Consider the following 21,960-nt stretch of genomic DNA (forward strand, 5'->3'; position numbering starts at 1 on the left):
TCGGGACAGGGTGGGATGCCGCATCCCGCCCGACTCCGTGAGGTGACCCCCATGACCGACGCTCCGATCGACGCCGCCGCCCGGCTCGAGGCCGCCCTCGCGTCGCTGGATCCGTCGGCGCGCGTGCAGGCCGCGATGACGGCGGGCACGCACCCGCGGTCGGAGTACATCCCGGTGCTGGTGGCGCAGTGCCGCATCGAGCCGCAGTTCCTCGTCCGCGAGATGCTGACCTGGGCGCTGACCCGTCACGACGCCGACGAGGTGCTCGACCTGCTGATCGGTGAGCTGCGCTCGCGCGGTGCGCAGGTGCGTGCGCAGGCGCTGCACACGATGTCGAAGATCGGGGGACCGCGGGTGTGGCCGGCCGTCACGACCGAGTTGCTGAAGGATGCCGACGACACGGTCGCGCGCACCGCATGGCGGACCGCGGCGCGGCACGTGCCGGCAGCCGAGGCATCCGCTCTCGCCGACGTGCTGGCGACGCAGTTCGCGCGCGGCGAGGACGACACCCGGCGGAGCCTGAGCGAGGCGTTCGCGACGATCGGTGAGCCGGCGCGGCCGCAGGTGGACTGGGCGCTGGCGACCGGTGGTCCGTACACGCGGGCGCACGCCGCGGTGACCGCCCGGCTGATGGACGACCCCGAGGTGACGTACGCCGAGGCGGTCGTCGCGGTGGCGGAGTCGGCCTGAGTCAAGGCGACACGCCCGGCCGTGCTAGACTGACTCTTCGTCTGCGCGCACTCCAGCACGCAGTTCGCATCCCACCTCCAGAAGACGGCTCTTGAGCCGTGTCCGCATGCGGGGTGCAGACAAGGGATCTTGGGTGGGGCCGTCCGGCTTCACGGTACTAAGGAGACATCACCATGGCAGCAGTGTGCCAGGTGACTGGAGCAGTTCCCGGCTTCGGTCACAACATCTCGCACTCGCACCGCCGGACGAAGCGCCGCTTCGACCCGAACGTGCAGAAGAAGACCTATTTCGTTCCTTCGCTTGGTCGCAAGATCACGCTGAACGTCTCGGCTAAGGGCATCAAGGTCATCGACGCCCGCGGCATCGAGTCGGTCGTGAAGGACCTCCTCGCGAAGGGTGTGAAGCTCTAATGGCGAAGAAGGCTCAGGACGTCCGTCCGATCATCAAGCTGCGCTCGACTGCCGGCACGGGGTACACCTACGTGACGCGCAAGAACCGCCGCAACAACCCCGACCGCATCGTGCTGAAGAAGTACGACCCGGTGATCCGCAAGCACGTCGAATTCCGAGAGGAGCGCTGATCTCATGGCCAAGAAGAGCAAGATCGCGCGCAACAAGCAGCGTGAGGTCATCGTCGCTCGCTACGCCGAGAAGCGTGCCGAGCTGAAGAAGACCCTCGTCGACCCGAACGCGACCGACGAGGCCCGCGAGGCCGCCCGCGTCGGCCTGCAGAAGCTTCCCCGCAACGCGTCGCCCGTGCGCCTGCGCAACCGCGACGCCATCGACGGACGCCCCCGCGGCCACCTGTCGAAGTTCGGCATCTCGCGTGTCCGCTTCCGCGAGATGGCGCACCGTGGCGAGCTGCCCGGTGTCACCAAGTCGAGCTGGTAAGCAACAGCATCCGCACGAAGCCCCCGTCCTCGGACGGGGGCTTCGTCGTTTGCCGGGAGGTGGATCCGCTCGCCGCGTCGCGGTCAGACGAGACTCGCGACGAGCTCTTCGACCCGTCCTCGGATGTCGTCTCGGACCTCCCGTACCACGTCGATGGGCTGGCCGGCGGGGTCGGTGAGCTGCCAGTCCTCGTAGCGCTTGCCGGGGAAGATGGGGCAGGCATCGCCGCATCCCATGGTGATCACGACATCGGCCTGGCGGACGGCATCGGTCGTGAGGATCTGAGGAACGGCGCCGGTGAGGTCGATGCCTTCCTCCGCCATGACGGCGACCGCGTTCGGGTTGATGGCGTTGCCGGGCTCGCTGCCGGCGGAGAACACGTCGACGCGGTCGCCCGCGATCGCGCGGAGGTAACCGGCGGCCATCTGCGATCGGCCGGCGTTGTGGACGCAGACGAAGAGGACGGCGGGCTTGGTGGTGTCGGTCATGAGTGCTCCTGCGGTGTGGTGTCGGGTCGGATGGGGACGACGGCGCGAGCGGCGGTGCGATCGGCCGTCGGGTAGAGGACGAGAAGGAGTGCGACTCCGACGGCGGCGCCGACGAGTTGCGCCAGGATGAACGGCATCGCGGAGGCGGGGGCGATCCCGCTGAACGTGTCGGTGAAGATCCGGGCGACGGTGACGGCGGGGTTCGCGAACGAGGTCGAGCTGGTGAACCAGTAGGCAGCACCGATGTAGGCCCCGACCGCCGCGGCGGTCACAGCGGTCGTGGTCGTGCGCGCGAGGGCGAACACCAGCAGCACCAGTCCCGCAGTGGCGACCACCTCGCCGACCAGCTGCCCTGCGGTCGCGCGAGGAGTGGTCGAGAGCGTCGGGGCGACGTCGAACATGACGCTCGCCAGCAGGGTGCCGGCGACACCGCCCGTGATCTGAGCGGCGACGTACGCGCCGAGGTCGGTCGACGAGAGGCCGCCGGCGCGACGGCGCGACAGCACCCAGTCGGCGAGGGAGACGGCGGGGTTGAGATGGGCTCCCGATACGGGGCCGACCAGGAGGATCAGCACGGCGAGGCCGAGGGCGGTGACGAGGCTGTTCTCGAGCAGTTGCAGGCCGACATCGTTCGGGGACAGTCGCTGCGCGGCGATCCCCGATCCGACGACGACCGTGACCAGCATCCCGGTCCCGAGGAACTCGGCGGCCAGGCGGCGCATCAACGGCGGTCGCACCGATGACGGCGGGCGCGGTCCGGCATCCATGATCAGACGGATGCCGGGGACCGGCCGACCTGCAGCAGCGCGGCGGGCGGGGCGCAGCATGCACCACCGAGCGAGGATCCGGCTGCGTCGAACAGTCCCGCACCCCCGCACACACCGGTGTCCGGCAGGGACAGCTCGACACGGCGGGCGGCCTCGCGGTCGCCGGCGAGCTCCGCCACGACGCTTCGCACCTGCTCGTAGCCGGTCAGTGCGAGGAACGTCGGCGCGCGCCCGTACGACTTCGATCCCACGAGGTAGAAGTCGGGTTCGGGCTGGGCGAGGTCCGCGGCACCGGTCGCGGCGACGGATCCGCAGGAGTGCACGTTGGGGTCGATCTCGGCGGCTATCCGGACGGGTGCCTGCAGCGTCGGGTCCAGCTCGAGCCGCAGCTCGGAGAGGAATGACAGATCGGGACGGAACCCGGTCAGCACGACCACCCGGTCCGCAGCGAGGGCGCGGCCGTCCTCAGCGACCAGGACGGCACTTTCGCCCGCGCGAGTGACACGCTCGACGCGGAACCCGGTGACGAGCGAGACGAGACCGGCGTCGACGTACTCCTTCGCCGTCTTCCCGAGCGCCCCGCGAGCGGGCAGCTCGTCGGCGTCGCCCCCGCCGAAGGTGTTGCCGGCCGTCGCTCGTCGCAGCGCCCACGTCACGGTGGTCGACGGATCGCGCCGCGCCATGCGCGCAAGGGCGAGGACAGCGGTGACGGCGGAGTGGCCGGAACCGATCACGACGGTGTGCGTGCCGGCGAACCCGGCTCGATCTCGGAAGTCCGGGATGCGGTACGAGAGCAGATCCGCTGCGGCACTCTCTCCCAGCGCCGGGAGCCCGTCAGCGCCGGCGGGGTTCGGGGTGGCCCACGTGCCGGATGCGTCGATGACGGCACGAGCCTGCAGCCGATACTCCTCCCCCTCCGCGGGGGCGACGTGAACCGTGAACGGCTGATCCCCGCGTCCCGCGTCGACGAGCCGATCCCGGCCGAGACGCGACACGCCCGTGACGCGGGCGCCGAGGCGGATGCGATCGCCCAGGGCCGCTGCGAGGGGGGCGAGGTAGGTCTCGATCCACTGCTCCCCGGTGGGGTACCCCGCGGTCGGTGCCTGCCATCCGGTGGCGCTCAGGAGGCGCGCTGCGGCCGCGTCGATGAGTTCGGGCCATTCGGAGAACAACCGGACGTGTCCCCACTCGGCGACAGCCGCGGCAGGGGAAGCGCCGGCTTCGAGCACGATGACCGGCATGCGCCGCTCGACCAGGTGTGCGGCCGCCGCCAGCCCCTGCGGGCCTGCGCCGATGACGACCACGGGCAGTGCGTTCTCCATCTGGACCTTCCGATACATATCGACGAACCTCGATGGATTGAGAATGCCCAACGCATCGACAGATGTCAATACGACGTGAGAGGATGGGCTCATGCCCACGTATCTCCCGCTTCTCGCACCCACGGACGGGGCGGTGTGCTGCGGCACGGTCACGGGCAGTGTGATCTCGGTCGCGGATGCGGAGCGTACCGCGCGGGTCTTCAAAGCCCTCGGGGACCCGACCCGCGTGCGACTGCTCTCGCTCATCGCCGCATCCGACGATGGAGAAGCCTGCATCTGCGACCTCACCGAACCGGTGGGTCTGTCCCAGCCGACCGTCTCGCATCACATGAAGCAGCTCGTCGACGCGGGACTGGCCACCCGCGAGCAGCGCGGCCGTTGGGCCTACTACCGCGTCGTCACCGACGCCCTCGACGCGGCATCCCAGGCTCTTCGCCCATGACCCACGCGACCATCCGTGCCATGACTGCGAACGACTGGCCACAGGTGGAGTCGATCTACCGCGAAGGCATCGCCGCGGGAAACGCCACGTTCGAGAGCGAGCCCCCGTCGTGGAGTGACTTCGATGCAGGAAAGCTCGGTGTCGGCAGGCTCGTCGCGGCCGACTCCGATGGCGCCGTGCTCGGCTGGATCGCCGCGTCCCGGGTCTCGGCGCGAGAGGTCTATCGAGGCGTCGTCGAACACTCCGTGTACGTCGCACATGACGCCCGCGGGCGCGGGGTCGGGAAAGATCTCCTCGCCGCGTTCCTGAGCGAGGCCGCACCCGCCGGCATCTGGACGGTTCAAGCCAGCATCTTCCCCGAGAACGCCGCCAGCCTCACTCTGCACGAGCGGGCCGGCTTCCGCCGCATCGGCCACCGCGAACGCGTCGCGTACATGACCTACGGCCCCTGGGCGGACACCTGGCGCGACACGATCCTCATCGAACGCCGGCTGGGCTGAACGGCCCCGAAACCCTCTTTGGCGGATTGTCGATGGCGGATGACGCAGCTTCTGACGACGAGCGGTGGCTCGTCATCAATGGACGTCGATGGCGGCGCACCGACCCGTCGCTGCCCGCGGAGCTCGTGGCGGCGCTGACCTCCCATCTCGGGCGCGGCAGATCAGGGGTGCGCCGCGCTCAGGGTGATCCGGATGCCTTGGCAGCCGCCCGCAGACGCGTCGACCTGGCCAAGCACGGGCTCGGCGAGCGAGGTCCCTACTGGTGGGACGAGCCGGAGAGCGAGCGGCTGCACCGAGCGAGGCAGGCGCTCGCTGAGCTGGAGGGACTCGAGGACTGACGGGTCTCGACGCGTCGGATGGGGCTAGCGATCCCCGGGAAGCGCTTGCGGGATTCCCGAGATGGGGGGCGATCCGGCGCGTTCAGCCGTTCTCGCGTCCGGGGAGCGGCGCGCCCGCGAGGAACGCCTCGTACGCAGCACGGGCGTCATCCTCGACGGTTGGAGAGTGGTGGCGGTAACGCGCGTCCGTCTGGTCGCGCTTAGGCCCGGACAGCCAGAACCGGTCTCCTGTCTCGACGTCGTAGAAGTTCGCGTCGTTGTTCGCGAATGCCGTACCCGTCACGCGATGGAGTGTCCGCCCTTGGAAGTAAGCGGTCCGCCATGTCTTGCTGAACCGAACGCGGGAGATCCAGGCCGGACCCGCGTCGATGTCGAAGCCGGTCTTCAGCTGGACGTACATGATGCGATCCCGCATGCCTGAAGGCTAACGCCCGGGTCCAGCGTTCGGCGCACCTCGCGGTTCCCTCACCGGGGTCGAGTCCGCGCCCGACGACCCGGGGCTACGCTCGAACGGTCGGAGGGAGCCCCATGCCGCTGGATCCGTTCTTCCGCGAGCGACTGCGCACGCACCGCCGCTACCTCGTGAAGAAGGCGTGGACCGAGCTGACCGCGCGGTTCCGTCCGGCGCCGCCGGCGGCGCCGGCATCCGCTTCAGCCACGAAGACGAAGCCGCTCACGCCGCGCGAGCGTCACCGTCGCGCGGCCCTCAACTGGGACCGCATGGAACTGCGCACCGCCGGCATCCCGGGTCCCGACACGGAGACGACCGAGCACACCGTGCCGGTCGACGGGTACCCCGACGTCCGCATCCGCATCTACCGCCCCGCCTCGGCCCCGACCCCGGCGCCGGCGTGCCTCGTGATCGGCGGCGGTGCGTTCCGCATCGGCGGCATCGATTACCCGACGGCGGATGCCTCGTGTCGCCGCCGCGCCGACCGTTCCGGCGTCGTGCTCGTCGCGGTCGGCTACTCGCTCGCGCCCGAGCACCGCTACCCGACGCAGGTCGAGCAGATCCACGCCGCGTGGGTGTGGCTGCACGCGCACGCCGCCGAGCTCGGCCTCGATCCGGACCGGATCGGCCTGAACGGCGCCTCGGCGGGGGGATGCCTCGCGGCATCCCTCACGCTCATGAACCGCGACCGCGGGACCCGACAGGCGACCCTGCAGATCCTCGAAGTCCCCGTCACCGACCTCACCGGCCGCTGGATCGACCTGCGTGCGACGTACGCGCTCGGGGTGCCGGCGTTCATCGCGCTGCGCGAGCTGCGCTCGGTCGCCCGCACCTACCTCGGCGACCGGTCCCGCGCGCGCGAGCAGTACGCCTCGCCGATGCGCGCGGCGTCGCATGCGGGCTTGCCGCCCGCCGTCGTCCTCACCGCCGAGTACGACCCGCTCCGGCGCGACGGCGCGACGTACGCGGTGAAGCTCCGCGACGCCGGGGTCGACGCGAGCGCGACGCGCTACCTCGGTGTCACGCACGACACCCCTCTGTACGTGGGCGCGCTGCCGGCCGCTCGCCGCTGGGAGGACGACGTCGTCGCCGCCCTGCGCCGCATCTGACGCGGATGCCGCGACACCGACCGCGGAGTTTCGCCCCGCATCCGGCCGTCACCCCGCCCAGGCGCCCGGATTGCGCCGAATCTCCGCGGCTGTTGCCGCCGCTCCTCCGTCGCCCGCCGAGCCGCGGCCCCGCCCTCACGCCGTGGCTGCTGCACCGCGCCTGGCCCGGCAGCCGGCTGCACATCCTCGAAAAGAAGGCCACGGAGGGCACGCCTCCGCGCAACTCGCCTCGGACGCCGCCGACGAGTTCGCCCGTGCGTGACGCGGATTCGGACATGTGCGCTGGATTCGGATGCGCACGCGCTGCCGCATCCGAATCCGGCGCCGTTCTCCGAATCCGATGACAGACGACGGATGCCGACGGCACACCCGCGCGCAAAAGCAACCCCTCCCGCGGAAATCCGCGGAATCCGCCCGAATCGGCAACATCAGCCTCAAAAACCCCTTCTGACACACGACACGCCGGTCGATTACGGTCCAGATGACCGAAGATCCGCGGAATTCCGGGGTTCGTGGGTATATTCGGGACCGGTCGCAACGACCAACCGGCGGAATCCCGTCGGTCCGAGTAACTGAAGACGGCGACCCGCCGTCTGGAGGAGCACCATGGCCATCACCAAGACCGAACTCGTCGCCAGCATCGCCAGCGCCACCGGCGAGAGCCAGGCCACCGTCTCGCGCGTCGTCGACGGCCTGTTCTCGTCCGTCTCCGAGGCCGTCGCCAAGGGCGAGAAGGTCTCGATCCCGGGCTGGATCGCGTTCGAGCAGGTCGAGACCTCGGCTCGCACCGGCCGCAACCCGCAGACGGGTGCCGAGATCAACATCCCCGCCGGCAAGCGCGTCAAGGTCAGCGCCGGCTCGAAGCTGAAGGCTGCCGTCAAGTAAGACGCTGCAGACGTACGAAGGGGGATGCCGAGAGGCATCCCCCTTCGGCGTTCCCCCACCCACCCGCGCGTAGGCTTGACGGGTGAACCCGCGTGCTCTCCGCTTCGCCGGCCCGGTGATCCTCGCGGGCGCGGGTCTCGTCGCGCTCCTGCTGGGCCTGGCCTACGGCGGCGGCGCCGCGCCGCTCGTGATCGGCGACCCCGGTCCGGTCGTCCGCTGGGGTCTCCCGGTGGCGGAGCTCGTCGTCAACCTCTCGGCCGCGCTCCTCGTCGGTTCGCTCGTGCTCGCCGTGTTCGCATTCGCGTCGGGCACGAAGGAGTTCGACCTGGCATTGGATGCCGCCTCCGCCGGCGCGGCGATCCTCACCGTCTCGGCGGGCACGACGGCCTACCTCACCTTCCTCAAGGTGATCCCGGCGCGACCGAGCGCCGACGCGGCGTTCGGTGAGCAGCTCGGCCGCTTCCTCGTGGACACCGATCCGGGTCGCGCCTGGCTCATGACCACCGTGGCGGCTGCGGCGCTGACCGTCCTCGCCTTCGCCGTCCGCGGATGGCTCGCGACGCTGCTTGTCACGATCCTGGCGATCGCGGCGATGGTGCCGATGGCGACCGCCGGCCACACCGGCAGCGAGGCGAACCACAACTCGGCCGTCACCTCGCTGTCGCTCCACATCATCGCGGCGGCGGCGTGGCTCGGCGGGCTGCTGCTGATCGTGCTGCTGCGACCCGTGCTGTCGCGCGACAAGCTGGTCGTCGTCCTGCAGCGCTACTCGAGCATCGCGCTCGCCGCCTTCATCGTGGTCACCCTCTCGGGTGTCGCCCGTGCCCTCATCGGGCTCGTCAGCCCCGCGAACGTCTTCTCGCCGTACGGCGCGCTCGTCATGGTCAAAGTCGGGGCTCTGCTCGCGCTGGGTGTGCTCGGCGCGATCTACCGCCGGCGGCTGATCGCCGGCATCCGCGACACCGCCGTCGCTGCCCGCTTCTGGACCCTCGTCGCCGTCGAGGTGCTCTTCATGGGCATCGCCTCGGGTGCGGCGGTCGCGCTCTCGCTCACCCCACCGCCGGTCGACACGACGATCCCCACCGACGCGACGCCCGCAGAGGTGCTCACCGGCTCACCGCTGCCGCCCGAGCTCACCCCCCTGCGCTTCGTGACGATGTGGGACGTCGACCTCATCTGGGCCTTCGCCGTCGGGTTCGGCCTGTTCTTCTACCTCGCGGGGGTGCGCCGGCTCGCCCGTCGCGGCGACCGCTGGCCGATCGGCCGCACCGTCCTGTGGGTGACCGGGCTCCTCCTCCTGCTGTACGTGACGTGCGGACCGGTCAACGCCTACCAGGACTACCTCTTCAGCATGCACATGGTCGGGCACATGCTGCTGTCGATGGCGATCCCGATGTGCCTCGTGTTCGGCGCGCCCGTGACCCTCGCGTCCCGCGCGATCCGCAAGCGCGACGACGGCACGCGCGGCGGCCGCGAATGGATCCTCTGGGCCGTGCACAGCCCGTACGCGAAGGTCATCACGCATCCGCTCGTGGCGGCGGCCCTGTTCATCGTGTCGCTCTGGGCGTTCTACTACACCGACATCTTCCGCTGGACGCTGTACGACCACCTCGGCCACGAGTGGATGGTGCTGCACTTCCTCACGGTCGGCTACCTCTTCGTCCTCTCGCTCGTCGGCATCGACCCCGTGCCCTACCGACTGCCGCACGCCGGCCGCCTCTTGACCCTCATCGGCGTCATGGCGATGCACGCGTTCTTCGGCATCGCGATCATGATGTCGTCGGGACTGTTCGTCGCCGAGTGGTTCGGCTCGATGGGGCGGACGTGGGGCCTCGACCCCCTCGCCGACCAGTACATGGGCGGCGGCATCGCGTGGTCGATCGGCGAGATCCCGACGCTCATCCTCGCGATCGTCGTCGCCGTGCAGTGGAGCCGGTCGGACGAGCGACGCCAGCGACGCGACGACCGGCAGGCCGACCGCAGCGGCGATGCGGAGCTCGAGGCGTACAACGCCCGGCTCGCCGCGATCGCCGAACGGGATGCCCGGCGCGAAGCCGCGCGCTGAGCCCGGTCAGTCCGCGGCCGACACCGCGATCGAGGCGGTGCCGTCGGGGAGGATCGTGATCTTGCCCGTCAGGAAGAACGGGACGAGTTCGGTCACGTCGTAGATCGAGCCGTCGAAGATCGACTGGATCTGCACGTCGATCTTGGCGACCGCCTGCGTGCGCGTGATCGCCCACCCGGCGCCGTCGGGCTCGAGGGTGACGACCGGGTTCTCCTCGATCGACCAGGTGGGCGGCTCGACGATGCGGTTGCGCACGTAGTACCCGAAGGGGCATCCCGTCGGCTGCAGCACCTTCTGCGTCGCGCACTCCGCGAGGAACGCGTCGACCTCGCGCTGGACCACGCCGACGAACTCGTCGGTCGGCTCCGCCTGGAACGAGACCGGGATCTCGGCGAGCGGGGTGTCCGACAGCACGGCGACCCCGGGGCTCGTCGTCGCCGCGGTGTCGACGGTGATCGAGTAGAGCCCCGGCGAGAAGGCGAGCATCGGGATTGGCTCGAGCGGGTCGGCCTCCTCGGCCTCGGGCGAGACCTGACGCTTGTCGATCTCGAAGCCGTTCACCTCGAACTGCATCGACCCGCGGACCCCGAGCTCGATCACCGCGAGAGGGCTCTGCGCGAACCGCCAGCGGGGGAGGATGCCGCCCTCATCGTCGTCGCGCTCGACCTCGAACGTCGTCTCGCCGGCGTGACCGCCCACGCGGTAGGTGACGGTGACGGCCGTCGTGCCGTCGGCATCCGTCTTCTCCGACACCGGCTCGACGTCGGACAGCGGCGTGAGGGTGCTGCCGCGCAGCAGCGCCGCGCTGGCATCGGCCGGCAGGCCCGCGGCGGCGAGGTCCTTCGACGTGGCCGAGACGCCGGGAACGAGCAGGGCGTCGGTCGCGCGCCCGTCGGCGAGCAGGTGCAGGTAGTCGAGCACGAACGCGGTCGGGCTGTAAAGCTGGCGGTACAGGACGGCCGACGTCGCGCCGACGGCACCGAGGAAGAGGATGCCGACCACCCCCAGCACCGTCAGGTCGAACGCGAGCTTGCGGCGCCGACGGGGTCCGGCGACGGTGGCCGTGCGGGTGCGGGCCGCGGGGGCGTCGGGCGCGGCGGCATCCGCCACCGCCTCTTCCCCCTCGCGTTCCACACGCTCAGTCTAGGAAAGCCCGGCTGGTAGCTAGCATTGTTCCGGTGAGCACGCCGCCCCTGTCTCCCGAACAGGACGCGCTCTTCCGTCTCATCGAGGACACCCGCGAACACGTGTTCGTCACGGGTCGTGCCGGCACCGGCAAGTCCACGCTGCTGCAGCACCTCGCGTGGAACACGAACAAGCAGATCGCCGTCTGCGCACCCACCGGCGTCGCCGCGCTCAACGTCGAGGGTCAGACGATCCACTCGCTGTTCAAGCTGCCGATCGGCCTCATCGCCGACAGCGAGATCGAGCAGACCGACGCGACGCGCAAGATCCTCAACGCCATCGACACGCTCATCATCGACGAGGTGTCGATGGTCAACGCCGACGTCATGGACGCGATCGACCGGTCGCTGCGCCAGGCCCGCCGCCGACGCGCCGAGGCGTTCGGCGGGGTGCAGGTGGTCATGTTCGGCGACCCGTACCAGCTCTCCCCGGTGCCGCCCCGCGGCGACGAGCTGCGCTACATCCAGGACCACTACCGCTCGTTCTGGTTCTTCGACGCGCAGGTGTGGGCAGGACCCCGAGCGGATGCCGGGGCGATCCGCTCGGACGGGCTGCTCGACCTCGGCCGGGTCGGCGCTCCGCTGCACATCGCCGAGCTGCGCGACATCCACCGCCAGTCCGACGACGCGTTCAAGGCGATGCTCAACGCCGTGCGCCACGGGATCGTGACGGCCGACATCGCAGGGGCCCTCAACGCGGCGGGAGCCCGCAAGCCCCCCGAGCCCGCCGCCGGCGAGGTGCCGATCATCACCCTCGCGACCCGCAACGACATCGTCTCGCGCATCAACCAGCGCCACCTCGACGCGCTGCCCGGTCCTGCCCAGACCGCTCGTGCCGAGATCAGCGGCGACTTCGGGCGCGGCGACGCCTACCCCGCCGACCAGGAGCTGCAGCTGAAGGTCGGGGCGCAGGTGATGTTCCTGCGCAACGACATCGGCGGGTTCGGCGGCGACGGTCCGCGCTGGGTCAACGGGTCGATCGGCACCGTCACGCGGATCGCGGGCGGCACCGTCCGCGTCGAGCTCGACGGCGAGGAGCACGACGTCGAACCGACGGTGTGGGAGAAGTTCCGCTATGCCTACGACCCCGGCACCCGCAAGCTCACCCGCGAGATCGTCGCCGAGTACACGCAGTTCCCGCTGCGTCTCGCGTGGGCGGTCACGATCCACAAGTCGCAGGGCAAGACCTACGACCGCGCGATCGTCGACCTCGGCAACGGGGCGTTCGCGCCGGGGCAGACCTACGTCGCGCTCTCGCGGCTGACCTCGCTCGAGGGGCTCTACCTGTCGCGGCCGCTGCGCCCCGCCGACATCCTCGTCGACCGCGATGTCCGGCGCTTCATGGCCGGGGTGCGGGCGGCGCAGAACGCGGGGTGAGCCGCGGCATCCGTTCGTCGGGTCAGGCGGCAGAGGTGCGTTTCGCGGCCGCGAGGTCGGCGAACAGCTCGGTGTTGAAACGGTAGGCGAGGAGGACCTCGTCGATCACGCGCTCGCGCTCGGCGGCATCCCACGGCACCGCGTCGAGCTGCTCGCGGTAGACGTCCTTGAACGCGGCGGGGTCGGCGATGTCGTCGAAGACGTAGAAGCCGATGCCGTTGGTCTCGAAGCCGAACCGGCGCGACATGACCCGCGCGATGAACTGACCGCCCGACAGGTCGCCGAGGTAGCGCGTGTAGTGATGGGCGACGAAGCCGCCCGGCCAGGTCGCACCGACCTCGGCGATGCGTGCGACGTAGCGGGCGGTCGTCGCCAGCGGCGCGATGCGCTCGCGCCAGTCGGTGCCGATGAGGAACTCCAGATCGGCCTCGAGGGCGGGCAGGCGGGTCAGCTTGTCGCTGAGGAACCGGGATGCCACGGGGTCGCCGCTCATGCGGGCGGCCGCTGTCTCGAGCGCCTCGTAGATGAACCAGTGCTGCGCTACGAGGGCGACGTAGTCCTCGCGGGAACCCTCGCCGCGCATGAGGTCCGACATGAAGTCGGCGCCCTCGCTCGACGAGTGGGCGCCGGCGGAGCGGGCGCGGACGGCGGCGGAGAAGGGGGCGGGCTCGGACATGGCCCCGAGCGTACAGTAAGCCTCAGCTAACCTGAAGGTCGGATCTCCTAGGAATGCGGGCGGGGCTCCACGCCGAGCCGGGCGCAGGCCGCGTCGTAGAGCGCGACGATCTCGCGCCGGACCTCGGCGCGCTCGGTGATCGCGCCGCCGGGCCAGGGGATGCGGATGACGTCCTCCGCCCCGTCCGCGGTGATCACGTGCCACTGACCTGCCTCCCCGTCGAAGGTCGTCATCGTCGCCGCGATGACGTCGGGGAGCGGCGAGAACGCGCGTGCGATGAGCACGTTGTCGTCGGTGTGGTCGGCGTTCATGTGGTGGAGCACGGCGCGCTGCACGGAGTCGTCGAAGACGGCGGTCATGCGCACAGCCTAGGAGGGTGCGGTCGGGCGAACGGGAGGCGGCCGACGGGTGTGCTGTAATCATGGGACGGGAAAAAACGGGGGTGATCTGCGCGTGGCAGGACGAGTGTCGAGGCGAGTGGTCGCAGCAGTGACGGCGCTCGGTCTCGCGATCGGTCTCGGAGCGTGCTCACCCGAACCCGCGCGGATCGACATCGGCGTCGACCAGGTCGACGGGGCGCTCCCGTCGGATCTGACCGACCAGATGCAGACCCTGACCGAGACGGCGATGACCGCCGTCGGCGCGAGCGGGGCCATCGTCTCGGTGTCGGTGCCCTGGTCGGGGCAGTGGGTCGCCGGTGTCGGCACCTCGGGTGAGGGCGGCCCGAAGGTCGACCCCGCGATGACCTTCAAAGCCGTGAACGTCACCCGCGCGATGACCTGCGACGTCTTGTACGCCCTCGTCGAGAAGGGCACCGTCGCCCTCGACGACAGCATCGCGGAGTACGTCGACTCCTACCCGGCCGAGAGCGACATCACCCTCGGCGAGCTCTGCGACAGCACGAGCGGACTGCACGGATACCTCGGTGCGATCTTCGAACGGGTCCTCGCGACGCCCGAGCGCACCTGGAACCCGCGCGAGCTCGTCGCCTATGGCCTCGGCCAGCCGCGCGCCTTCGAGCCCGGCGCGCGCTTCGCGGAGTCCGACACCGGGTACGTGCTGCTCGGCATCGTGCTCGAGCGTGCCGCGAACACGCCGCTGAACGAGCTCTTCGACGAGTACGTCTTCCAGCCGCTCGGGATGACCTCCAGCTCCTTGCCCGCCGGGGTCGGCGGGGGCGACCGGCTGAAGGGCTCGTACCTCGCGTCCGGTGAGGACGGCAAGGCCGACTGCAGCGCCCCGACGGACATGACGGACCTCACCTCGAGCGTCGGCGCAGCGGCGGCCGGCGCCGTGTCGAGCGTCGCGGACCTCTCGACCTACGTCCGCGCCCTGGCCGTCGGCGCCCGCCCCTACGACGTGGAGCAGCGCCTCGCGGACGCCCGTCCCGTCGCCGACTCACAGCCCACCTGGTTCACGGCCAAGGGCGGCACGTATCAGGGCGACAGCCTCGTCGGGCAGTACGGCTCCCTCCCGGGCTACATGGTCGCGGCGTTCGCCGACCGCGAGACCGGGATGTCGGTCGTCGTCGTGCTCAACGACTCGCGCGCGTCGTCGAACGTCGCGCGCCTGCTCGCCTGGCAGCTCGCCGCCCTCGCGTCGAAGGCTCCTGCCGCCGACGGTCGCACGGCTCCCGAGCTGGGCCTGCCGTGGACGGTCGAGAGCCTGGGCGAGGAGCTCGCCGGCTACGCCATCTGCGGCGAGTGACCGCACGCACCGCCCCGACGACCGCGGTCGTCCTGGTGGTCGTCGGCCTCTGCTGCCAGGAGGTCGGTGCCTCGCTCGCCGTCCTGCTGTTCCCGCAGGTCGGCCCGCTCGGGATGGTGATGCTGCGCCTCGTGTTCTCGGCGCTCATCCTGTGGCTCATCGCCCGCCCGTCGCTGCGCGGGCACAGCCGCGCCGCGTGGACCGCCGTCGTGCAGCTCGGCGTCGCGCTCGCCGTCATGAACGGCTTCTTCTACCTCGCGCTCGAACGGCTCGCGCTCGGCGTGACGGTCACGATCGAGATCCTCGGACCGCTGGCGCTCTCGATCATCGCGAGCCGGCGCGCGTCGGCGTGGCTGTGGGCAGGGTTGGCGCTCGTCGGCGTCGTCGCGCTCGGCGGCGGCGGCTTCGACCGGCTCGATCCGCTCGGGGTCGTCTTCGCCCTGGGCGCCGCCGTCAGCTGGGCGTTCTACATCCTCGCCTCGGCGAAGGTGGGCGCCGCCATCCCCAAGCTCGACGGCCTGGCGCTCGCGATGGCGGTCGGTGCCGTCCTGTCGCTGCCCTTCGGGATCGTGGATGCCGGTGCGTCGCTGCTCCGCCTCGACCTCGTCGCGCTCGGCGCCGCCGTCGCGGTGCTGTCGTCGACCATCCCGTACGCGCTCGAACTCATCGCGCTGCGCCGCCTGCCCGCGGCGGCGTTCTCGATCCTCATGGCCTTGGCCCCCGCGACGGCGTCGCTCGCCGGGTTCCTGCTGCTCGGCCAGCACCTGAGCCTGCTCGAGGTCGCGGGCATCGCGCTGGTGATCGTCGCGTCGATCGGCGCCGTTCGCGTCGCCGGCCGCCGCGCACGCGACGTCGCCGAGCCCGTCGGCTGACGCGCCGGGGGTTCCCGCGCCGGGCGCGGCGTGCGCCGCGAGAGCGTGGGTCGCTGCCGAGCGCGCCGGTTGGAGAGCGTGCGGGGCAGGCGCTCTCGGCACGGAGAGGCGCTTTCGCGGGCGGCGCGGAGCGGATGCGGCGCGCGGGGTGGGTCAGGCGGCGCGGGTGAGCGGGGCGGCGGCGGCGAGGTAGCGCTCGACGACGACCCGGGCGACGAGGTCGTCGGGCGCCAGCGGCGCGGTGACGAGGTCGGCGCCGGATCGGGCGATGACGTCGGCGAAGAAGCCGGGGGCGAGGACGTAGCTCGCGGCCACGACGCGGGGGGCACCGGCATCCCGCGCCGCAGCGACGGCGGCCCCGATGCGGGTTCCCGCGCCCGCGGCGAAGCCGACCGACACCGGGCCGTCGACGCGCTCGCGCAGCAGGTCGGCCATCGCGACGACGTCGACGGATGCTGCGGGGTCGGTCGATCCCGCCGCCGCGAGCACCACCGCGTCGCCGGGAGCCGTCCCCGCCTCGCGCAGTCGCGTCGCGAGCAGGTCGGCGAGCAGCGGATGCGGCCCGAGCGGCGCCGTGGCGGAGGCGCGGCCCCCGGCATCCGTCACCGCGCGGGCGATGTCGACCTTCGTGTGGAACCCCGTCGACAGCAGGAGGGGGACCACGACCGCGGCGCGCGGGGCGGTCGCCCGCACGACGTCGTCGATCTCGGGTTGCTGCACGTCGACGAACGCTTCCTCGACGGCGACGTGCGGAAGGAGCAGCCGCACCTTCTCGACGAGGGCCGAGATGGCGGTGCGTCCGGCGAGCGAACTGGTCCCGTGCGAGCAGGCGATGAGGACGGGCGTCACGGTAATCCTTCCGGGGCGAAGACGTCGAGGCGGTACCCGCGCTTGACGACGGTGCGGATGAGGGTCGGGATGCCGAGGGCTTCGCGCGTGCGCGCGATCGCCACGTCGACGGCGTGGGCGCTGTCGGCACCCGAGCGCGGCAGGGCGGCGGCGAGTTCGGCCCGCCCGACGACGCCGCCGCGGGCGGCGAAGAGCATCGCGAGGATCGATGCCGACGTGCGCGACAGGGGCAACACGGCACCGTCGAGGACGGCGGCGCCGCTGCGCAGCTCGAGGCGCCCGGCGGGCGTGGCGAGCGACGGCGCGCCCCCGCCGCCGAAGTGGGTGACGACGGCGCGGACGAGCGAGCCGAGCCGGCCGCGCTCGGCGATGAGCGGCGAGGCTCCCACCGCGACGAGGGGGCCTGCAGTGATCGGGCCGACGGCCGCCAGCAGGAGGGTGTCGTCGGCCGAGCGCTGCACGACGTCCTCGAGCACGCCCTCGCGTCGCGCGGTCTCGATCCACTCCGCGGCCCCCGGCGCCGAGGTGAACAGCACGGCGTCGACCTCGCCCTGCGCGGTCTGGACCACCGAGCGCGCGACCGCGGCGGCATCGGGCGGCGGCCCCCAGCGGTAGACCGTCAGGCTCACGACGTCGGCGCCCGCCTCGGTGAACAGCTCGTCGAGGCCGTCTGCGCCCGAGCCGTGGTGCTGCACCGCGACGCGGCGCCCCTCGAGACCCTCGGCGAGCAGGAAGGCCCCGAGCTCCTCGGAGGTCTCGGACTCGGCGACCCAATCCGCCGTCAACCCGGCCTGCTGGATCGCGCCGCGCGCCTTGGGGCCGCGTGCAACGATCTGCGCCCCCGCGAGCGCCTCGTGCAGGGCGCCCTGCAGGCCCGCCTCGTCGGCGGCCTCCATCCACCCGCGGAACCCGACCCCCGTCGTGGCCACGACGATGTCGGGCGGGGTGTCGATGAGCTGCTGCGTCGCCCCGATGAGCGCCTCGTCGTCGATGTGCGACACGATCGTGAGCGCCGGAGCGTGGCGGACGATCGCCCCGTGCCGCTCCAACGCCGACGCGAGCTCGGCAGATCGACGATCGACGGCGATGACGATCGTGCAGCCGCCGAGCGCGGCCGAGAGGGCGGGGCGAGGGGTCGTCACCGGTCGGGATCCCCTCCACCCGCCGAGACCGCGGCCGCGTCGGGCAGGAGCAGGCCCGCGGCGGCGACCTCGCCCACCACGATGACGGCAGGGTTGCTCACACCGGCGGCCGCGGCATCCGTCACCGCGGCCGACAGGGTCGTACGGGTCGTCCGCTGCGTCGGGGTGTGACCCCGTTCGACGATCGCGACGGGCCGGTGCGCGGGCGCCCCGGCCGCGAGCGCGGCGGCGACGAGCTTCGGCAGGGCGGCGACGCCCATGAGCACGACGGTCGTGACGGTGTCGTCGGCCAGCGCGGCGCGGGTCGCCGCCGACACCGGGCCCTGCCCCATCGTCACGTGCAAACCCGCGGCGGTGCCGCGGTGGGTGACCGGGATGCCGGCGGCCTGGGGCACCGACACGACACTCGTCAGCCCGGGCACCACCTCGACGGGCACGCCCGCCGCGAGACACGCGGCGACCTCCTCGCCGCCGCGGCCGTAGACGAACGGGTCGCCGCCCTTCAGGCGGACGACGCGCTTGCCCGCGCGTGCGTGTGCGACGAGGATCGCGTTGATCTCGTCCTGCGGCACGGGGTGGTGTCCGGGTGCTTTGCCGACGTCGATCACCTCGACGCCGGGGTCGAGTTCGGCGAGGACGGCGGTCGGCCCGAGCCGGTCGGCGACGACGACATCGGCCTCGGCGAGCAGCCGGCGACCGCGGACGGTCATGAGGTCGGCGGGGCCGGGGCCGCCGCCGACGAGGTCGACACGGCCGGCGGCGGTGCGACGGCGTCGCAGGGGCAGCATCCCGTCGCGCAGCGCCGCCGCGATCGCGTCGCGCAGCCGCGCGGAGCGGCGCGGGTCGACGCCGGCGTCGGACGCGACGGCGACGATGACGTCGCCCGATCGGGTCTCGGCACTCAGGCGGGCCGACCCGTGGGCGCCGTCCGACGCGTTGACGCAGAACACGCGCACGGCGTCGCACCACGCCGCGACGGCGGTGTCGACGGATGCGTCGCCCGTCGCGGTGTGGACGAGCCAGGCATCCGTCACGTCGTCCTGACGGGCGGGGCGCGGGACCCACGTCACGCGGCCGGCGGCGACGTGCGCGCGCAGGGCGTCGCCGAGCGCCGGGGCCACGACGGTCACGAGCGCTCCCTCATCGAGGAAGCGGCCCACGCGCCGCCCGGCGACGGCGCCGCCGCCGACGAACACGACGCGTCGTCCCGTCAGGGAGAGACCCAAGAGGGTGGTCATCGCTGCTCCTCCCGGACGTAGACGATCCCGCCCTCGACGGCGGCGGGCCACACCCGCAGCGTCTTCGCGTCCTTACCCTGCGTCTCAAGGCAGACCCCGGTGCGCAGGTCGAAGACCTGCTTGTACATCGGCGACGCCACCGTCGGGACCTCGCCCCGGGTGCCGACGATGCCGCGCGAGATCACGTGCGCGCCGCTGTACGGGTCGAGGTTCTGCACCGCGTGCACGCGGCCGGCGTGCGTGACGAAGAGGGCGATCTGGTCGTCGCCGAGCAGCGCAGCGCGCCCCCGCTCGACCTCAAGGTCGGCGAGGGCGCAGACCGCGGTCCAGCCGGCCGGCACCGCGGCATCCGTTTCGTGCACCATCATCGTCATCGCCGCACCTCCAGGGTCGTCCCCGCGATGAGGACGCGGCCGTCCTCGCGCTCCTCCGCCGTCGCCGGACGCGCCTGCCCGCGCTCGACCGTGTAGGCGAGCGAAGGGTCGGGCGTCGTCGGAGCGTTGACGAACGAGGCGAAGCGGCGGAGCTTCTCGGGGTCGTCGAGGGTCGCCTTCCACTCGTCCTCGTAGTTGTCGAGGTGGCGGGCCATGGCGGCATCCAGATCCGCGCAGATCCCGAGCGAGTCGTCGAAGATCACGCGGCGCAGCTCGTCGATGCCGCCCTCGAGGTCCTCGAACCAGGGGGCGGTGCGCTGCAGGCGGTCGGCCGTGAACACGTAGTACATGAGGAACCGGTCGATCGCCTGCAGCAGCCCGGCGTCGTCGAGTCCCTCGGCCAGGAGCACCGCGTGGCGGGGCGTGAAGCCGCCGTTGCCGCCGACGTACATGTTCCAGCCCGCCTCGGTCGCGATGACGCCGACGTCCTTGCCGCGGGCCTCGGCGCACTCGCGGGCGCAGCCCGAGACGCCGAGCTTGATCTTGTGCGGCGAGCGCAGCCCGCGGTAGCGCAGCTCGAGCTGCACCGCCATGCCGACCGAGTCCTGCACGCCGTAGCGGCACCACGTCGACCCGACGCACGACTTCACCGTGCGGAGCGACTTGCCGTAGGCGTGGCCCGACTCGAAGCCCGCGTCGACCAGTCGCTTCCAGATCTCGGGCAGCTGCTCGAGCCTCGCGCCGAACATGTCGATGCGTTGGCCGCCGGTGATCTTCGTGTACAGCCCGAAGTCCTGCGCGACCTGCCCGATGACGACCAGTCCCTCGGGGGTGATCTCGCCGCCCGGGATGCGCGGGACGACCGAGTAGCTGCCGTCCTTCTGCATGTTGGCCATGACGTGGTCGTTGGTGTCCTGCAGGGTCGCGTTCTCGCCGTCGAGCACGTGCCGGCCGGTGAGGGTCGACAGGATGCTGGCCAGCACCGGCTTGCATATGTCGCAGCCGCGGCCGGTGCCGAACCGGTCGATGACGGCGCTGAAGGTCGACAGTCCGGACACGCGGACCGCGTCGAAGAGCTGCCGGCGCGACATCGCGAAGTGCTCGCACAGCGCGGTGCTGAGCGCGGCGCCGGTCTTCGCGAGCTCGCTGCCGAGGAGCTTCGTGATCATGCCGACGCACGACCCGCACGCCGCACCCGCCTTCGTGCAGGCCTTGATGCCCTTCACGTCGGTGCAGCCCTCGTCGTGGACGGCCGAGCGGATGCCGCCGGCCGTGACGCTGTTGCAGGAGCACACGAGCGCCTCATCGGGCAGGTCGCCCGTGGGGGCGGCGACACCGTCGGAGGGTAGGAGGTAGGCGACGGGGTCGCCGCCGAGGGCGCCGCCGACGAGGGGACGGAGCGACCCGTAGGCCGACGCGTCGCCGACGAGGATGCCGCCGAGCAGCGTCTTCGCGTCGTCCGAGACGACGAGCTTCTTGTAGACCCCCGCGATCGGGTCGGCGTAGACGACGTCGAGGGCGCCGGGCGTCTCGGCGAACGCGTCGCCGAAGCTCGCGACGTCGACGCCCGAGAGCTTGAGCTTCGTCGACGCGTCGAAGCCCGCGAACGAGGCTTCGAGTCCCAGCAGGCGCGCCGCGGCGACTTCGGCCATGGCGTAGCCGGGGGCGACGAGACCGACGCACTGGCCCTCGAAGCTGGCGACCTCGCCGATCGCGAGGATCGCCGGGTCGGAGGTGTCGCAGCCGGCATCGATGACGACACCGCCGCGCGGGTCGACGGCGAGCCCGGCCGTGCGGGCCAGTTCGTCGCGCGGGCGGACGCCGACGGTGAAGACGACGACGTCGGTGCGCTCCCACGACCCGTCCCGGAACTCGAGCCCGACGACCTGCCCGCTGCGGTCGGCGTCGAGGCGCGTCGTGATCGCCGACGTGCGCACGCCGATCCCGCGCTGCTCGATGAGCCGGCGCAGGGCGTCGCCGGCGGGCAGGTCGAGCTGCGCCGACATGAGCCGGTCGGAGGACTGCACGACGGTGCAGTCGACGTCGAGGCCCTGCAACGCGCCGGCGGCCTCGAGGCCGAGCAGCCCGCCCCCGATCACCGTGCCGACGAGCCGGCGGCCGAGCTCGGCCGACCGGCGCTTCACGAACCGCCCGAGGGCCTCGACGTCGTCGAGCGTGCGGTAGACGAAGCAGCCGTCGTGGTCGTACCCGTCGACCGCGAGCCGGGCGGCGTACGAACCGGTCGCGAGCACCAGCCGGTCGTAGGCGATGCGCTCGCCGCGGTCGGTGACGACCTCGGCGCGCTCGCGCTCGATCCGCGTGACGGCGACGCCGCGCAGGAACCGCACCCGTTCGTCCGAGAGCGGACCCTCGTCGAGGGCGAGGTCGTCGGCCGAGGCCCCGGCGAAGAACGACGTGAGGCCGACCCGGTCGTAGGGATGCCGCTGCTCCTCGCCGATCACGGTGACCCGCCACGGCTCGTCGGTGCGGCTGAGCAGGCTCTCGACGAAGCGGTGCGCGACCATCCCGGCACCGACCACGACCACGTGGGGCGGGGTGGGGCCGGTGGAGCTCATGTCGTGACGGTATGCGGG

General features: G+C 71.8%; 25 protein-coding genes. 13 read left to right on the forward strand and 12 right to left on the reverse strand.

Features of this window, described 5'->3' with window-relative positions:
• Positions 1–51: 51 nt before the first annotated feature.
• The 4 genes from Q9S71_RS05785 to rpsN all read left to right on the forward strand — a co-directional run bounded on the left by Q9S71_RS05785 (position 52) and on the right by rpsN (position 1,580).
• Positions 52–690, forward strand: a complete 639-nt coding sequence (locus tag Q9S71_RS05785) for a HEAT repeat domain-containing protein (protein ID WP_064002677.1) — start codon at positions 52–54, stop codon at positions 688–690.
• Positions 691–863: 173 nt separating this feature from the next.
• Positions 864–1,100 (forward strand): 50S ribosomal protein L28, encoded by a 237-nt coding sequence (gene rpmB, locus Q9S71_RS05790; RefSeq protein ID WP_018187658.1) that lies wholly within the window; start codon positions 864–866, stop codon positions 1,098–1,100.
• Positions 1,100–1,270: a 50S ribosomal protein L33 gene (rpmG, locus tag Q9S71_RS05795; protein WP_005051772.1), complete on the forward strand. Its 171-nt coding sequence runs from the start codon at positions 1,100–1,102 to the stop codon at positions 1,268–1,270. The genes rpmB and rpmG overlap by 1 nt, the downstream gene beginning before the upstream one ends.
• A gap of 4 nt (positions 1,271–1,274) precedes the next feature.
• Entirely contained in the window at positions 1,275–1,580 is a 306-nt protein-coding gene (gene rpsN, locus Q9S71_RS05800; protein ID WP_217528687.1) for a 30S ribosomal protein S14, read from the forward strand.
• An 83-nt stretch (positions 1,581–1,663) separates the two neighbouring features.
• Here the strand turns inward: rpsN and Q9S71_RS05805 are convergent, their stop codons facing one another.
• Genes Q9S71_RS05805 through Q9S71_RS05815 form a run of 3 tightly spaced genes read right to left on the reverse strand, consistent with a single transcriptional unit; the run spans position 1,664 to position 4,157 of the window.
• The gene (locus Q9S71_RS05805; RefSeq protein WP_217528686.1) at positions 1,664–2,068 is read right to left on the reverse strand and encodes an arsenate reductase ArsC; all 405 of its coding nucleotides are present in this window, start codon (positions 2,066–2,068) and stop codon (positions 1,664–1,666) included.
• Positions 2,065–2,790, reverse strand: a complete 726-nt coding sequence (locus tag Q9S71_RS05810; protein ID WP_311861704.1) for an MIP/aquaporin family protein — start codon at positions 2,788–2,790, stop codon at positions 2,065–2,067. Before Q9S71_RS05810 ends, Q9S71_RS05805 begins: the two co-directional genes overlap by 4 nt.
• 47 nt (positions 2,791–2,837) lie before the next feature.
• Complete coding sequence (locus Q9S71_RS05815; protein ID WP_311861116.1) at positions 2,838–4,157, reverse strand: NAD(P)-binding domain-containing protein; 1,320 nt, start codon at positions 4,155–4,157, stop codon at positions 2,838–2,840.
• Positions 4,158–4,248: 91 nt separating this feature from the next.
• On the opposite strand from Q9S71_RS05815, the gene Q9S71_RS05820 reads away from it, so the two are divergent.
• From Q9S71_RS05820 to Q9S71_RS05830, 3 genes are read left to right on the forward strand one after another with little or no spacing between them, the layout of a single operon-like run.
• On the forward strand, positions 4,249–4,599 hold the full coding sequence (locus Q9S71_RS05820; protein ID WP_311861117.1) for an ArsR/SmtB family transcription factor: 351 nt from the start codon (positions 4,249–4,251) through the stop codon (positions 4,597–4,599).
• Positions 4,596–5,099: a GNAT family N-acetyltransferase gene (locus Q9S71_RS05825; protein WP_311861119.1), complete on the forward strand. Its 504-nt coding sequence runs from the start codon at positions 4,596–4,598 to the stop codon at positions 5,097–5,099. Before Q9S71_RS05820 ends, Q9S71_RS05825 begins: the two co-directional genes overlap by 4 nt.
• Positions 5,100–5,131: 32 nt before the next feature.
• Positions 5,132–5,437, forward strand: coding sequence for a biopolymer transporter Tol (locus Q9S71_RS05830; protein WP_217528681.1), 306 nt, complete (start codon positions 5,132–5,134; stop codon positions 5,435–5,437).
• An 82-nt stretch (positions 5,438–5,519) separates the two neighbouring features.
• Here Q9S71_RS05830 and Q9S71_RS05835 read toward each other — a convergent pair whose 3' ends face one another.
• Positions 5,520–5,852 carry a hypothetical protein gene (locus Q9S71_RS05835; RefSeq protein ID WP_311861121.1) on the reverse strand — a complete coding sequence of 111 codons (333 nt, stop codon included), beginning with the start codon at positions 5,850–5,852 and terminating at the stop codon, positions 5,520–5,522.
• A 113-nt stretch (positions 5,853–5,965) separates the two neighbouring features.
• Here Q9S71_RS05835 and Q9S71_RS05840 point away from each other — a divergent pair, with 113 nt between their 5' ends.
• From Q9S71_RS05840 to Q9S71_RS05850, 3 genes are all read left to right on the forward strand, one after another.
• The gene (locus Q9S71_RS05840; protein ID WP_311861122.1) at positions 5,966–6,997 is read left to right on the forward strand and encodes an alpha/beta hydrolase; all 1,032 of its coding nucleotides are present in this window, start codon (positions 5,966–5,968) and stop codon (positions 6,995–6,997) included.
• Positions 6,998–7,603: 606 nt separating this feature from the next.
• Positions 7,604–7,882, forward strand: coding sequence for an HU family DNA-binding protein (locus Q9S71_RS05845; protein WP_064002669.1), 279 nt, complete (start codon positions 7,604–7,606; stop codon positions 7,880–7,882).
• Positions 7,883–7,964: 82 nt separating this feature from the next.
• Positions 7,965–9,947: a bifunctional copper resistance protein CopD/cytochrome c oxidase assembly protein gene (locus Q9S71_RS05850; RefSeq protein ID WP_311861124.1), complete on the forward strand. Its 1,983-nt coding sequence runs from the start codon at positions 7,965–7,967 to the stop codon at positions 9,945–9,947.
• Between the two features lie 6 nt (positions 9,948–9,953).
• Here the strand turns inward: Q9S71_RS05850 and Q9S71_RS05855 are convergent, their stop codons facing one another.
• Complete coding sequence (locus tag Q9S71_RS05855) at positions 9,954–11,081, reverse strand: hypothetical protein (protein ID WP_311861125.1); 1,128 nt, start codon at positions 11,079–11,081, stop codon at positions 9,954–9,956.
• Between the two features lie 44 nt (positions 11,082–11,125).
• On the opposite strand from Q9S71_RS05855, the gene Q9S71_RS05860 reads away from it, so the two are divergent.
• On the forward strand, positions 11,126–12,508 hold the full coding sequence (locus Q9S71_RS05860) for an ATP-dependent DNA helicase (protein ID WP_197471613.1): 1,383 nt from the start codon (positions 11,126–11,128) through the stop codon (positions 12,506–12,508).
• Positions 12,509–12,530: 22 nt separating this feature from the next.
• On the opposite strand, the gene Q9S71_RS05865 is transcribed toward Q9S71_RS05860, so the two are convergent.
• Positions 12,531–13,184 carry a biliverdin-producing heme oxygenase gene (locus tag Q9S71_RS05865; RefSeq protein WP_311861126.1) on the reverse strand — a complete coding sequence of 218 codons (654 nt, stop codon included), beginning with the start codon at positions 13,182–13,184 and terminating at the stop codon, positions 12,531–12,533.
• Between the two features lie 47 nt (positions 13,185–13,231).
• Positions 13,232–13,543 carry a DUF2470 domain-containing protein gene (locus Q9S71_RS05870; RefSeq protein ID WP_311286384.1) on the reverse strand — a complete coding sequence of 104 codons (312 nt, stop codon included), beginning with the start codon at positions 13,541–13,543 and terminating at the stop codon, positions 13,232–13,234.
• A 118-nt stretch (positions 13,544–13,661) separates the two neighbouring features.
• On the opposite strand from Q9S71_RS05870, the gene Q9S71_RS05875 reads away from it, so the two are divergent.
• Positions 13,662–14,891: a serine hydrolase domain-containing protein gene (locus tag Q9S71_RS05875; RefSeq protein WP_311861127.1), complete on the forward strand. Its 1,230-nt coding sequence runs from the start codon at positions 13,662–13,664 to the stop codon at positions 14,889–14,891.
• Positions 14,888–15,763, forward strand: a complete 876-nt coding sequence (locus tag Q9S71_RS05880; RefSeq protein WP_311861128.1) for an EamA family transporter — start codon at positions 14,888–14,890, stop codon at positions 15,761–15,763. Before Q9S71_RS05875 ends, Q9S71_RS05880 begins: the two co-directional genes overlap by 4 nt.
• Before the next feature lie 153 nt (positions 15,764–15,916).
• On the opposite strand, the gene Q9S71_RS05885 is transcribed toward Q9S71_RS05880, so the two are convergent.
• The 5 genes from Q9S71_RS05885 to nirB are packed head-to-tail and all read right to left on the reverse strand — an operon-like array spanning position 15,917 to position 21,942.
• A complete protein-coding gene (locus Q9S71_RS05885; RefSeq protein ID WP_311286382.1) occupies positions 15,917–16,612 on the reverse strand; it encodes a sirohydrochlorin chelatase in 696 nt (231 codons plus the stop codon).
• Complete coding sequence (locus Q9S71_RS05890; RefSeq protein ID WP_311861129.1) at positions 16,609–17,754, reverse strand: uroporphyrinogen-III synthase; 1,146 nt, start codon at positions 17,752–17,754, stop codon at positions 16,609–16,611. Before Q9S71_RS05890 ends, Q9S71_RS05885 begins: the two co-directional genes overlap by 4 nt.
• Positions 17,751–18,992, reverse strand: coding sequence for a uroporphyrinogen-III C-methyltransferase (cobA, locus tag Q9S71_RS05895; protein WP_311861130.1), 1,242 nt, complete (start codon positions 18,990–18,992; stop codon positions 17,751–17,753). The genes Q9S71_RS05890 and cobA overlap by 4 nt, the downstream gene beginning before the upstream one ends.
• Positions 18,989–19,366 (reverse strand): nitrite reductase small subunit NirD, encoded by a 378-nt coding sequence (gene nirD, locus Q9S71_RS05900; protein ID WP_311861131.1) that lies wholly within the window; start codon positions 19,364–19,366, stop codon positions 18,989–18,991. The genes cobA and nirD overlap by 4 nt, the downstream gene beginning before the upstream one ends.
• Positions 19,363–21,942: a nitrite reductase large subunit NirB gene (nirB, locus tag Q9S71_RS05905; RefSeq protein WP_311861132.1), complete on the reverse strand. Its 2,580-nt coding sequence runs from the start codon at positions 21,940–21,942 to the stop codon at positions 19,363–19,365. Before nirB ends, nirD begins: the two co-directional genes overlap by 4 nt.
• Between the last annotated feature and the right edge of the window lie 18 nt (positions 21,943–21,960).

The organism is Microbacterium gawkjiense (genome assembly GCF_031932225.1).
GTDB lineage: Bacteria > Actinomycetota > Actinomycetes > Actinomycetales > Microbacteriaceae > Microbacterium > Microbacterium gawkjiense.

Coding starts and splice junctions, on each gene's coding strand:
- rpmB (WP_018187658.1), top strand. CDS start 864: ATGGCAGCAGTGTGCCAGGTGACTGGAGCAGTTCCCGGCTTCGGTCAC.
- Q9S71_RS05835 (WP_311861121.1), bottom strand. CDS start 5,852: ATGCGGGATCGCATCATGTACGTCCAGCTGAAGACCGGCTTCGACATC.
- Q9S71_RS05785 (WP_064002677.1), top strand. CDS start 52: ATGACCGACGCTCCGATCGACGCCGCCGCCCGGCTCGAGGCCGCCCTC.
- Q9S71_RS05870 (WP_311286384.1), bottom strand. CDS start 13,543: ATGACCGCCGTCTTCGACGACTCCGTGCAGCGCGCCGTGCTCCACCAC.
- Q9S71_RS05845 (WP_064002669.1), top strand. CDS start 7,604: ATGGCCATCACCAAGACCGAACTCGTCGCCAGCATCGCCAGCGCCACC.
- Q9S71_RS05865 (WP_311861126.1), bottom strand. CDS start 13,184: ATGTCCGAGCCCGCCCCCTTCTCCGCCGCCGTCCGCGCCCGCTCCGCC.
- Q9S71_RS05820 (WP_311861117.1), top strand. CDS start 4,249: ATGCCCACGTATCTCCCGCTTCTCGCACCCACGGACGGGGCGGTGTGC.
- nirB (WP_311861132.1), bottom strand. CDS start 21,942: ATGAGCTCCACCGGCCCCACCCCGCCCCACGTGGTCGTGGTCGGTGCC.
- rpsN (WP_217528687.1), top strand. CDS start 1,275: ATGGCCAAGAAGAGCAAGATCGCGCGCAACAAGCAGCGTGAGGTCATC.
- Q9S71_RS05830 (WP_217528681.1), top strand. CDS start 5,132: ATGGCGGATGACGCAGCTTCTGACGACGAGCGGTGGCTCGTCATCAAT.
- nirD (WP_311861131.1), bottom strand. CDS start 19,366: ATGACGATGATGGTGCACGAAACGGATGCCGCGGTGCCGGCCGGCTGG.
- Q9S71_RS05815 (WP_311861116.1), bottom strand. CDS start 4,157: ATGGAGAACGCACTGCCCGTGGTCGTCATCGGCGCAGGCCCGCAGGGG.
- Q9S71_RS05810 (WP_311861704.1), bottom strand. CDS start 2,790: ATGCGCCGCCTGGCCGCCGAGTTCCTCGGGACCGGGATGCTGGTCACG.
- Q9S71_RS05825 (WP_311861119.1), top strand. CDS start 4,596: ATGACCCACGCGACCATCCGTGCCATGACTGCGAACGACTGGCCACAG.
- cobA (WP_311861130.1), bottom strand. CDS start 18,992: ATGACCACCCTCTTGGGTCTCTCCCTGACGGGACGACGCGTCGTGTTC.
- rpmG (WP_005051772.1), top strand. CDS start 1,100: ATGGCGAAGAAGGCTCAGGACGTCCGTCCGATCATCAAGCTGCGCTCG.
- Q9S71_RS05805 (WP_217528686.1), bottom strand. CDS start 2,068: ATGACCGACACCACCAAGCCCGCCGTCCTCTTCGTCTGCGTCCACAAC.
- Q9S71_RS05840 (WP_311861122.1), top strand. CDS start 5,966: ATGCCGCTGGATCCGTTCTTCCGCGAGCGACTGCGCACGCACCGCCGC.